The organism is Microbacterium sp. (assembly GCF_041909575.1).
In the GTDB taxonomy this organism is placed as follows: Bacteria; Actinomycetota; Actinomycetes; order Actinomycetales; family Microbacteriaceae; genus Microbacterium.
Genome location: NZ_JAYRDE010000096.1, coordinates 1 through 11,683, shown reverse-complemented (window position 1 = coordinate 11,683; position 11,683 = coordinate 1). Strand labels below are relative to the sequence as shown.

The 11,683-nt window shown below is 72.7% G+C and carries 7 protein-coding genes; 3 read left to right on the top strand and 4 right to left on the bottom strand.

All coding sequences use genetic code 11. The features are described from left to right. Positions 1 to 206 precede the first annotated feature (206 nt). Entirely contained in the window at positions 207 to 1,664 is a 1,458-nt protein-coding gene (locus ACE3O1_RS12275) for a GuaB1 family IMP dehydrogenase-related protein (RefSeq protein WP_374315432.1), read from the bottom strand. 177 nt (positions 1,665 to 1,841) lie between these two features. On the opposite strand from ACE3O1_RS12275, the gene ACE3O1_RS12270 reads away from it, so the two are divergent. Further along, complete coding sequence (locus ACE3O1_RS12270; protein WP_374315430.1) at positions 1,842 to 5,564, top strand: multifunctional oxoglutarate decarboxylase/oxoglutarate dehydrogenase thiamine pyrophosphate-binding subunit/dihydrolipoyllysine-residue succinyltransferase subunit; 3,723 nt, start codon at positions 1,842 to 1,844, stop codon at positions 5,562 to 5,564. A gap of 3 nt (positions 5,565 to 5,567) precedes the next feature. Here ACE3O1_RS12270 and ACE3O1_RS12265 read toward each other — a convergent pair whose 3' ends face one another. The 3 genes from ACE3O1_RS12265 to ACE3O1_RS12255 all read right to left on the bottom strand — a co-directional run bounded on the left by ACE3O1_RS12265 (position 5,568) and on the right by ACE3O1_RS12255 (position 9,114). Continuing rightward, positions 5,568 to 6,899: an APC family permease gene (locus ACE3O1_RS12265; RefSeq protein ID WP_374315428.1), complete on the bottom strand. Its 1,332-nt coding sequence runs from the start codon at positions 6,897 to 6,899 to the stop codon at positions 5,568 to 5,570. A gap of 86 nt (positions 6,900 to 6,985) precedes the next feature. Next, entirely contained in the window at positions 6,986 to 8,539 is a 1,554-nt protein-coding gene (locus ACE3O1_RS12260) for an FAD-dependent oxidoreductase (RefSeq protein ID WP_374315426.1), read from the bottom strand. Beyond that, entirely contained in the window at positions 8,536 to 9,114 is a 579-nt protein-coding gene (locus ACE3O1_RS12255) for a TetR/AcrR family transcriptional regulator (protein ID WP_374315424.1), read from the bottom strand. Before ACE3O1_RS12255 ends, ACE3O1_RS12260 begins: the two co-directional genes overlap by 4 nt. A gap of 34 nt (positions 9,115 to 9,148) precedes the next feature. Here ACE3O1_RS12255 and ACE3O1_RS12250 point away from each other — a divergent pair, with 34 nt between their 5' ends. Continuing rightward, positions 9,149 to 10,810 (top strand): FAD-binding oxidoreductase, encoded by a 1,662-nt coding sequence (locus tag ACE3O1_RS12250; RefSeq protein ID WP_374315422.1) that lies wholly within the window; start codon positions 9,149 to 9,151, stop codon positions 10,808 to 10,810. Beyond that, positions 10,807 to 11,683 (top strand): diacylglycerol kinase (locus tag ACE3O1_RS12245; RefSeq protein WP_374315420.1); only part of this gene is annotated, 877 nt, incomplete at its 3' end. The genes ACE3O1_RS12250 and ACE3O1_RS12245, both read left to right, overlap by 4 nt.

The following is an 11,683-nucleotide window of genomic DNA, read 5'->3' as shown; positions in this document are numbered from 1 at the left end:
CATTTCGGCGGAAGCCGCGCCGCTGGCGGCTCCTCCCCAGCGGGCCGCGGCACGGGAGTGGTTCGGGTCGCGGCGAACCCTCCAGCGGCAGCTCCGGCGTCATTCGGCGGCATCGACGACCGATCGCCGCGGGCGAGGCGGTGTCGTGGCAGCGGCACTCCGTGACCACGCCGGTCCGGGACCGCGGTCGACCTGAGGGCGCCGGGCTACCAGCTGACCGGCAGCGCCTTGCCCTCCTCGTAGCCGGCGGCGGACTGCAGGCCGACGCGGGCACGGTCGTGGAACTCGGGGACCGTCGCGGCGCCGGCGTACGTGAACGACGAGCGCACGCCGGACGTGATCATGTCGAGCAGGTCCTCGAGGCCGGGGCGCAGCGGATCGAGGTAGATCTTCGACGACGAGATGCCCTCGGCGAAGAGCTCCTTGCGCGCGAGCTCGTACGGGTCGAGGCGCCCGAACCGCTCGTGCACGGCCTTGGTCGAGGCCATGCCCCACGACTCCTTGTACGAGCGCCCGGCGGCGTCGACCTGGAGTTCGCCGGGCGCCTCGATGGTGCCGGCGAACCACGAGCCGATCATGACGGATGCCGCTCCCGCCGCGAGCGCGAGCGCGACGTCGCGGGGGTAGCGCACGCCGCCGTCGGCCCACACGTGGGCACCCATGATGCGGGCGGCGTCGGCGGTCTCGAGCACGGCCGAGAACTGCGGGCGACCGACGGCGGTCATCATGCGGGTGGTGCACATGGCGCCGGGGCCGACACCGACCTTGAGGATGCTCGCACCCGCGGTCACGAGGTCGTGCACGCCCTCGGCGGTGACGATGTTGCCCGCGGCGATCGGGATGCCGAGGTCGAGGTCGGCGACCGCGCGCAGCGCGCGCAGCATCCCCTCCTGGTGGCCGTGGGCGGTGTCGACGACCAGCACGTCCACGCCCGCGGCGGCGAGCGCCCGGGCCTTGGCGGCGACATCGCCGTTGATCCCGACCGCTGCCGCGACGATCAGGCGGCCGGACGCGTCGACGGCGGGTCGGTACAGCGTCGAGCGCAACGCGCTGCGGCGCGACAGCGTGCCGACGAGGTGTCCGTGGTCGACGACGCAGACGGTCTCGGCGCCGGCGGCCACGATGACGTCGAAGGCGTGACGCGCGCTCTCGATGTCGACGGCGTCGACGGATGCCGCACGCCCGCGTGCCAGGTCGCCCAGACGCGCGTCGGGCAGCGCCGTGCCCAGGCGCGTCGCCGGGACGATGCCCAGGATGTCGGCGATGTCGACATGGCCGGACGAGGCATCGGCCACCACGATCCCGTGACCGTCGGTCGCCGGCAGCAGCCGGGCGGCGTCGGCGACCGTCGCCTCGGGCGGCAGCACGATCGGGGTGTCCCACGGCACGGGCTGCGACTTGACCCAGCGGATCGCGGCATCCAGCTCCTGCAGGGGCATGTCCTGCGGCAGGACGCCGAGGCCGCCGCGGCGCGCGAGCGTGGCGGCGAGCCGGGCGCCGGTGACGGAGTTCATGTTCGCCGAGACGAGCGGGATCGTCGCGGTCGTGCCGTCGCCGGGCGACAGATCGACGTCGAGGCGGCTGGTGACCGACGAGCGGCGCGGGACGAGGAAGACATCGGAATACGTCAGATCGACATCGGGCTGGGCGCCGTAGAACTCCATATCCGCCAAGGGTAGTGACAGTTCCTGTACGGGTGTTGATGTGCAATCTCCCAGGCGGGGCGCGGTGGGGCCCGGATTCGGCGGCCCAGACTGGGTTAGGCTTGAGAGTCGTGCGGGAGGGGCTTCAGCACCCTCGTGCGTCTCCAGATCTTCACCGATGAAAGCAGGCGATCCAGCGTGTCGAGCCAGGTGACGGGCGTCGGGGTTTCGAACGAAGGAGAGTTCGGAGCCAACGAGTGGCTCGTCGACGAGCTGTACGAGCAGTTCAAGATCGACAGGAACTCCGTGGACAAGGCCTGGTGGCCGGTCCTGGAGGCCTACCATCCCGTCGACGAGGCCGGCGACACGTCCGTGCCGCCGGCGCCGACGCAGCAGGTGTCGGAGGGCGCCGCGCCGACCGCGACAGCCTCGCCCGGCGACGAGCCGCGTCCGGTCACCGCCCCCGTTCCGGTCATCGGAGCGCAGCCCGTCGCGCGCACGACGGCACGCCCGGCCGCGCCCCAGCCGATCCCGGCGCAGGCGCCGAAGTCGCTGCCGTCCGAGGCGCCGGAGAGCGGCGAGGACAAGGTGACCGTCCTGCGCGGCATGCCCAAGACGCTCGCCGCCAACATGGACGAGTCGCTGACCGTCCCGACGGCCACGAGCGTTCGCACGGTTCCGGCCAAGCTGATGATCGACAACCGCATCGTCATCAACAACCACATGTCCCGCACGCGCGGTGGCAAGGTCAGCTTCACGCACCTCATCGGCTGGGCCATCATCCGGGCGCTCAAGGAGTTCCCGAGCCAGAACGTCTTCTACGCCGAGATCGACGGCAAGCCGTCGGTCGTCGCGCCCGCGCACATCAACCTCGGCATCGCGATCGACCTCCCCAAGCCCGACGGCACGCGTGCGCTGCTGGTGCCCAGCATCAAGCGCGCCGACCAGCTCACCTTCGGCGAGTACCTGACCACCTACGAGGACCTGGTCACGCGCGCCCGCAACAACAAGCTGACGGCGGCCGACTTCCAGGGCACCACGATCTCGCTCACCAACCCGGGCGGCATCGGCACCGTGCACTCCGTGCCGCGCCTCATGAAGGGCCAGGGCTGCATCGTCGGCGCCGGGGCGCTGGAGTACCCCGCCGAGTTCCAGGGCGCGAGCGACAAGACGCTCAACGAGCTGGCGATCGGCAAGACGATCACGCTCACGAGCACGTACGACCACCGCGTCATCCAGGGTGCCGGCTCGGGCGAGTTCCTCAAGAAGGTGCACGAGCTGCTCATCGGCCAGCGCAACTTCTACGACGACATCTTCGCCGCGCTGCGCATCCCGTACGCGCCGATCCACTGGGCCGCCGACATCAACGTCGACCTCGCCGAGCGCGTCGACAAGCAGGCCCGCGTGCAGGAGCTCATCAACTCCTTCCGGGTGCGCGGCCACCTCATGGCCGACATCGACCCGCTGGAGTACGTGCAGCGCACGCACCCCGACCTCGAGATCGAGCAGCACGGACTGACGTTCTGGGACCTCGATCGCGAGTTCGTCACCGGCGGCTTCGGCGGCAAGCGCACGATGAAGCTGCGCGACATCCTCGGCGTCCTCCGCGACTCGTACTGCCGCACGATCGGCATCGAGTACATGCACATCCAGGATCCCGAGCAGCGCCGGTGGTTCCAGGAGAACGTCGAGCTCAAGTACCAGAAGCCCGGCCACGCCGAGCAGCTGCGCATCCTCGACAAGCTCAACCAGGCCGAGGCCTTCGAGACGTTCCTCCAGACGAAGTACGTCGGCCAGAAGCGCTTCAGCCTCGAGGGCGGCGAGTCGCTGATCCCGCTGCTCGACGAGATCCTCCAGGGTGCCGCAGAGGCGGGGCTCGACGGCGCGGCGATCGGCATGGCCCACCGCGGCCGCCTCAACGTGCTGACCAACATCGCCGGCAAGACGTACGGCCAGGTGTTCCGCGAGTTCGAGGGCTCGGTCGCGATCGGCTCGAAGCGCGGCTCCGGCGACGTCAAGTACCACCTCGGCACCGAGGGCACCTTCGTCGCCGACCACGGTGAGCAGCTTCCCGTCTACCTCGCCGCGAACCCGTCGCACCTCGAGACCGTCGACGGCGTGCTCGAGGGCATCGTGCGCGCGAAGCAGGACCGCAAGCCGATCGGCACGTTCTCGTGGCTGCCGATCCTCGTGCACGGCGACGCCGCCTTCGCAGGCCAGGGCGTCGTGGTCGAGACGCTCCAGATGTCGCAGCTGCGCGGCTACCGCACCGGCGGCACCGTGCACGTCGTCGTCAACAACCAGGTCGGCTTCACGACCACGCCGATCGATGCGCGCTCCTCGGTCTACGCGACCGACGTCGCCAAGACGATCCAGGCGCCGATCTTCCACGTGAACGGCGACGACCCCGAGGCGGTCACGCGCGTCTCGCAGCTGGCGTTCGCCTACCGCGAGCGCTTCCACCGCGACGTGGTGATCGATCTGGTCTGCTACCGCCGCCGTGGTCACAACGAGGGCGACGACCCGTCGATGACGCAGCCCCTCATGACGAACCTCATCGAGGCCAAGCGCTCGGTGCGACGCCTCTACACCGAGGCTCTCGTCGGTCGTGGCGACATCACCGAGGAGGAGTACGAGAAGGCCAAGCAGGACTTCCAGAACCGCCTCGAGATCGCCTTCGCCGAGACGCATGCCGCCGAGACCGGCTCCTCGCCGGTGATCGAAGCGGATGCCGCGGACGAGACGCCCGCGGTGGGCGAGCCCGAGACGACCGGTGTCGCCCGCGAGGTCGTCAACCTCATCGGCGACGCGTTCGTCAACAAGCCCGAGGGTTTCACGGTGCACGCCAAGCTGCAGCAGCTGCTGGACAAGCGCCTCGACATGAGCCGCAACGGCCAGATCGACTGGAGCTTCGGCGAGCTGCTCGCGTTCGGCTCGCTGCTGCTCGAGAAGACCAACGTGCGCCTCGCCGGACAGGACGCCCGCCGTGGCACCTTCGTGCAGCGCCACTCGGTCCTCCATGACCGCGCCAACGGCCAGGAGTGGATCCCGCTCGCGAACCTCGCCGCCGATCAGGGCCGCTTCTGGGTGTACGACTCGCTGCTGAGCGAGTACGCCGCGATGGCGTTCGAGTACGGCTACTCCGTCGAGCGGGCCGACTCCCTGGTGCTCTGGGAGGCCCAGTTCGGCGACTTCGCCAACGGCGCCCAGTCGGTCATCGACGAGTTCATCTCCTCCGCCGACCAGAAGTGGGGACAGCAGTCCAGCGTGGCCCTGCTCCTCCCCCACGGCTACGAGGGCCAGGGACCCGACCACTCGTCCACCCGCATCGAGCGGTACCTGCAGATGTGCGCGCAGGACAACATGACCGTGGCGCGTCCGTCGACGCCGGCCTCGTACTTCCACCTGCTGCGCCGCCAGGCCTACGCCCGCCCGCGCCGGCCGCTCGTGGTGTTCACCCCCAAGGCGATGCTGCGCCTGCGCGGTGCCACGAGTCCGGTCGAGGACTTCCTCACCGGGCGGTTCGAGCCGGTCCTCGACGACGGGCGCGGCCTCGACAAGGGCGCGGTCAAGCGGGTCCTCCTGCACGCGGGCAAGATCCACTGGGATCTGCGCGCGGAGCTCGAGAAGAACCCGAACCCCGAGATCGCCCTCGTGCGTCTCGAGCAGTTCTACCCGTCGCCCGTCGAGGAGCTCAACGCGGTCATCGACCAGTACCCGAACGCCGAACTGGTGTGGGTGCAGGACGAGCCCGAGAACCAGGGCGCGTGGCCGTTCATCGCGCTCGAGGTGAGCAAGCACCTCCACGGACGCACCGTCCGCCGTGTGTCGCGCGCCGCGGCCGCCTCCACCGCGACCGGCTCGCCCAAGGTCCACGCGGCCGAGCAGGCCGAGATCATGAAGAAGGCGCTGACGCTCTAGCCGTCAGCTCGCGACGTCGGCCCTGGGAGTCTCGGCTTCCAGGGCCGTCGTCGTCTCCGTCCGTCCGCGGCGGGTGCGCCGGACGAGGGTGACGGCGACCGCGGCGGCCGCGAGGATCGCCGCGGGCAGCAGTGATCCGGCCGCGAGCACGAGCATGCCCGCGCACAGCACCGCCGCGACGAGGGCCATCCACCACCCGAGCGTGCCGCGACGCAGCAGCCGCACGGCGGCGACCATCCCCACGGCGTAGATCGCGACCATGCTGCTCGTGTGAACGAGGATGAACGGGGTCAGCTCGAGTCCCGACCACACCATGAGCGAGAAGTAGGCCAGCACCACGACGCCCGTGAGAGCCAGTGCGCGCCGCGGGACCCCGCCCGACTCGGCACCGGCGGCGAACCAGCGCGGCAGGTCGCCGTTGGAGGCGAGGGATGCCCCGAGCTTCGCGAACGCGGCGAGATAGGCGTTCATGACGCCCAGCGCCACGATGGCGGCGATCATCCCCACGGCGACCGCGCCGAACCCGGTCGAGCCGAGGCGTGCGAGCTCGAGCAGCGGAACGGCCCCATCGCCGGCGGCGTCGCCGAGCGCACCCACGGTGACGATCTGCAGCACCAGGTAGCACGCGCCGGTCACCACGAGCGCGATCGCGGTGCCGATCGGGATCGCGCGGCGGGGGTCGCGGAACTCGCCGGAGATGTGCGTGCCGACCTCCCACCCCGCGAACGCCCAGACGAAGAGGCTGATCGCGGTGCCGACCCCGCCCCAGCCTTCGGGGAGGAAGGGGGTGAAGTTCGCGGGCTCGACCGCCGGCGCCGCGAGCGCCACGACGCCCACGACGACCGCGAGGAGCAGCGCCGTGAGCACGAACTGCACCCAGCCGGCGACGCGCACCCCGAAGGCGTTCGCGGCGAACGGCGGTGCCAGGATCGCGAGGGCGATGACGGGGACCGCGGCGCGGTCGATGCCCGCCACCGCCACGACGTACTCGGCGCCGAGCACGGCCACGACCGGCGCACCCGCGCACACCCCGAACATGAACCAGTACCCCGTCATGCGCGCCGTCGTGCCGCCGAGCGCGCGCCGCACGTAGCTCGCGACGCCGCCCGGGTCCGGATAGCGGGCAGCCAGCACGGCGAAGGTGCCGGCGAGCGGGATCGAGAGCGCGATCACCGCGAGCACCGCCACGATGCTGGCCGGCCCGGCCGCCTCGGCGGCGAGCCCCGGGAGCACGAGCAGCCCGGTGCCGAGCACCGACGCGATGTAGAGGGCGGTGCCCTGCACCACGCCGAGCCCGCCTCGCGGTGGAGAGGGGACGGCATCGGTCGAGGTCATCCACCCAGTCTCGCGCGCCGTGCGCACCTCGAGCTGGCGGCGATCGGACGTCGTTCTGCGGATTCCTGCCACATCGGCACGACGGCTCAGACGGGCGTCAGGCCGGCCCGTTCGAAGGCGGCGGTGGCGGCATCCACCGACTCGTCACGATCGCGCGCGACCAGCCCCAGGCGCGTGCGCCGGTCGAGCAGATCGTCGATGCCGAGCGCCCCCTCGACCTCGACGCCCCACTGCAGCTCCTGCGCGGTCACGCCCTGCGCGGCCGCCGGCCCGTCGGGCAGCGACGCCGCGAAAGGAGCCTCGGCGCCGTAGCGGCGCACGAGCCGGGGCGCGGCGGCGATCTCGCCTGAGCGCTCCCGCGGCCACGCGCCCACGAGCGGGAGGGCGCGCGTGCCGGAGGGCCGGGCCGGAAACGAGGGATCGCGCCGGATGACGGCATCCACCGCGTCTTCCGCCATCCGCCGATAAGTGGTCAGCTTGCCGCCCACGACGCTGAGCAGGCCCGTCGAGGACTCGAGGATCGCGTGCCGTCGCGAGAGGTCGCTCGTGTCGCCGGCATCCGCTCCCGCGCCCGAGAGCAGCGGCCGCAGCCCCGCGAAGGTCGCCAGCACGTCCTCGCGGGCGAGCGGGCGCTCGAGCACGGTGTTCATCGTCGCGAGGAGCGAGTCGATCTCCGTCTCGGTGGCGTGGGCGACCTCGGGCAGCGGTCCGTCCGCGGGCACGTCGGTCAGCCCGATGTACGCACGGCCGTGGGGCGCCGGAACCGTGAACACGAATCGACTCGACGATCCGGGCACGGGCACCGTCAGCGAGGCGTCCGACCCACCGAGCCGCGCGGCCGACACCACGAGGTGGGTGCCGCGGCTCGGTCGCAGGCCCACGTCGCCGTCGAGCTCTCCCGCCCACACGCCGGCCGCGCTGACCACCGCGCGCGCCCGCACAGACAGCGCCTGGCCGGTCACCCCGTCGCGCAGCGTCGCGCCGTCGCCCGTGGCGGAGACCGCCTCGACGCGCGTGAGGACGGATGCCCCGTACCCGGCCGCCGTGCGCGCGATCGCGACGACCAGCCGCGCGTCGTCGATGAGCTGCCCGTCCCAGCCGCGCACGCCGCCGCGCAGCCCGCGCGGCGAGACGGCGGGAACCAGCCGCAGGGTCTCGTCGCGCCCGATCGGAGCGGGCGGGCCGAGCACGGCGCCCGGCGTGCCGACGACGCGCCGCAGTCCGTCGCCGAGGCTGTATCCCACGCCCACGACGGCGCCTCGCGGGAGGTGTCCGGGGGCGTACAGCGGGACGACCTGCGCGAGCGCCCGCGTGAGGTGCGGAGCGATGCGGGTCATGAGGAGGTGGCGCTCGGCGGCGCTCTCGTGCGCGATCCCGACCTGTCCGGTCGCGAGGTAGCGCAGCCCGCCGTGCACCAGCTTCGAACTCCAGCGGCTCGTGCCATGCGCGAGGTCGTGACGCTCGACCAGAGCCGTGCGCAGGCCGCGAGCCGCGGCATCCAGTGCGATCCCGGCGCCCGTCACGCCGCCGCCGATGACGAGCACGTCCAGCGGGGGGCCCTCGGCGAGCGCCTCGAGCTCCCGCGTGCGGCGCGCCGCGCTGAGGGCGGACGGATGCGGCGTGCGCCCGACGGTCCTCATGCCGCCCCCGTCCCGAGGTACCCGCGCAGCGCGGCGGCGAGCTCAGCGCGCCAGGCGTCGTCCGGCAGCCATTCGGCCACGAGCGGAGCCGACTGCACCGCGGACTGGGCGATCAGCAGCACCATCGCCGCGAGCCGCTCGGGGTCGCCGGCGCGCACGTAGCCCGCGCGCTGGCCGGCGCGCAGTCGCCGGGCCGTCTCGGCGACGATGACGCGCTGGCTCGTGCCGAGCCGGTCCAGGATGTAGCGCGCGAAGAGCTCGGGGTCGGTGTCGCGCAGGCGATCGACCAGCGGCAGCCGCCGCACGCTGTCGGCAGTCCCGGCGAGCAGTGCCACGAGGTCGTCGATCGACTGCGGCTCGGGAGCGGATGCCGGAAGCACGGCGAGGAGCTCGCGCGTCACCAGTGCCGCGAAGATCGCCTGCGCATCGGGCCAGTAGCGGTAGAGCGTCTGCCGCGAGACTCCCGCCCGGCGGGCGATGTCGGAGGCCGTGGTGCGCCGGATGCCGTGGGCGAGCACCTCGGCGAGCGCCGCGTCCAGGAGCGCGGTCTCGGTGTCGGAGACGCCGTCGGCCATGTGACAACCATACATAATGTGTCATACTGTCGCCATGACTGCGACGGCGCACTCCGGACCTCCCCGCCCGCTCGCCGTTCCCACGCCGGTCGCCCGGTCGGAGTGGGATGCCTGGGGCACCGAGCCCGCACGCCTTCCGGCCGGGGCGAAGGCGCTCCTCGCCACCCTCGTCCCGGGGAAGGCCCACCCGGTGCCGCGCCGCACGGCGCCGGTGCTCACGCCCTCCCGGCTCGACGACGCCGACCTCGCGGCCCTGGGAGCGATCGTCGGCGCCGCGCACGCCTCGACCGCCGACGCTGTGCGCATGCTCCACCTCGGGGGCAAGAGCACGCCCGACCTCCTCCGTCGCCGACTCGACGAGCCCCAGTCGGCACCCGACGCGGTCGTCTCCCCCGCCTCGCACGACGAGGTCGCCGCGATCCTCGCCGTCTGCGACGAGCGCCGCCTCGCGGTGGTGCCCTTCGGCGGCGGGACCTCCGTCGTCGGCGGCGTCGATCCCGAGACCGGCCCCCACCGCGCGGTGATCGCGGTCGACCTGGAGCGCACGGCGGCGCTCCTCGATCTCGACGAGATCTCGCTCCTGGCGACCTTCGGCGCCGGCACGACCGGGCCGCAGGCCGAAGAGCTGCTCGGCGCGCGCGGCTACACGCTCGGGCACTTCCCGCAGAGCTTCCTCCACGCGTCCCTCGGCGGCTACGCGGCGACCCGCTCGAGCGGGCAGGCATCCCGCGGCTACGGGCGCTTCGACGACCTCGTCCACGCACTGCGCGTCGCGTCACCCGCCGGCGAGCTGTCGCTCGGGCGCGCGCCGGCGAGCGCCGCCGGCCCGGACCTCCGCCAGCTGTTCGTCGGCTCCGAGGGCGCGTTCGGAGTCCTCACGGAGGTCACCGTGCGCATCCGCCCCCGGCCGGCCGCGACGGTCTACGGCGCCTGGACCTTCCCCGACTTCGCGTCGGGGGCGGCCGCGTTCCGCGAGGCGACGCAGCGCGGCATCCGTCCCACCGTCCTGCGCCTCAGCGACGAGACCGAGACGCGCGTCAACGCCGCGATGGGCGGTCACCTGACGCGGCTGAGCGGATGCCTCGCCCTCGCCACGTTCGAAGGTGCGGACATCCCCGAGGCCGAGCGCATCCGGGACGACCTCGACCGCGTGCTCACCCGCCACGGTGCGAAGTCCCGCGGCGAGGACCCGGCGAGATCATGGGAGCGCGGGCGCTTCGCATCCCCGGCCCTGCGCGACACCCTCATGGATGCCGGGGTCCTCGCCGAGACGCTCGAGACCGCGGCCACGTGGTCAGCGCTCCCCGAGCTCAAGTCGGCGGTGACCGCGGCGCTCTCGGCGGCGCTCACCGCGTCGGGAACCAAGCCGATCGTGCTGTGCCACATCTCGCACGTGTACCCGGCGGGCGCCTCCCTCTACTTCACCGTCGTCGCCGCGCTGACCGACGATCCGCAGGCCCAGTGGGCGCAGGCGAAGGATGCGGCGTCCCGCGCGATCGTCGACGCCCGGGGCACGATCACGCATCACCACGCCGTCGGCCGCGACCATCGTCCGTACCTAGAGGCCGAGATCGGCCCGCTCGGCATCGAGGTGCTGCGCGCGGTGAAGCGCGTGGTCGACCCCCGCGGCATCATGAACCCGGGCGTGCTCATCCCGTCCGAGGCATCCGCACCCGACGGCGACGACCGCCGGTGAACGTCGCACTCCTGGTCAATCCCGCCGCACGAGCAGGTGCCCACACGGGTGCGGCGACGCACGCCGCCGAGAGGCTGCGCGCGCACGGCGTCCGCACCGCGCTCATCAGCGGCGGCAGCGCGGCGGAGTCGTCGGAGCTGCTGCGCGCGGCGATCGAGGCGGGCGTCGACGCCGTCGCGGTCGCAGGCGGCGACGGAACCGTCCGGCTCGCGATCCAGGAGGTCGCCGGCACCGGCATCCCGCTCGGCATCATCCCGGCGGGGACGGGCAACGACTTCGCCGCGACTCTGGGACTGCGCGAGCTGGATGCCGCAGCCGCCGCCGACGCGATCGCCGCAGGTGTGACACGCGATATCGATCTCGCCCGCGTCGTGCGCGCCGACGGCACCAGCGAGTACTTCGCCACGGTGCTCGCCAGCGGCTTCGACTCGAAGGTCAACGACCGCGCCAACGCCATGACGTGGCCGCGCGGCGGGTCGCGCTACACCATCGCGATCCTGCTCGAGTTCCTCACCCTCGCCGGAATGCCGTACGAGATCGAGTTCGAGACCGCCGACGGCGGGCGCGAGCAGGTGAGCGGGGACCTCGTGATGGCGACCGTGGGCAACGGCCGCACGTATGGCGGCGGCATCCCCATCTGTCCCGACGCCGACCCCGCCGACGGCCTGCTGGACCTCGTGCTGGTCCGGCCGGCAGGCCGGGCGCGCCTGCTGCGACTGCTGCCCCGCGTGTACCGCGGAACGCACGCCACCGTGCCGGAGGTCGCCATGAGGCGCGTGCGGTCGGTGCGGCTGGCCTCGCCCGGCGTCACCGCCTACGCCGACGGCGACCCGATCGGGGCACTGCCCCTCACCGTCGACGTCGCGCCGCGAG

Bases quoted from the DNA above. Each gene is read 5' to 3' on its own strand.
- ACE3O1_RS12275 (WP_374315432.1), bottom strand. From the start codon at position 1,664: ATGGAGTTCTACGGCGCCCAGCCCGATGTCGATCTGACGTATTCCGAT.
- ACE3O1_RS12265 (WP_374315428.1), bottom strand. From the start codon at position 6,899: ATGACCTCGACCGATGCCGTCCCCTCTCCACCGCGAGGCGGGCTCGGC.
- ACE3O1_RS12260 (WP_374315426.1), bottom strand. From the start codon at position 8,539: ATGAGGACCGTCGGGCGCACGCCGCATCCGTCCGCCCTCAGCGCGGCG.
- ACE3O1_RS12255 (WP_374315424.1), bottom strand. From the start codon at position 9,114: ATGGCCGACGGCGTCTCCGACACCGAGACCGCGCTCCTGGACGCGGCG.
- ACE3O1_RS12250 (WP_374315422.1), top strand. From the start codon at position 9,149: ATGACTGCGACGGCGCACTCCGGACCTCCCCGCCCGCTCGCCGTTCCC.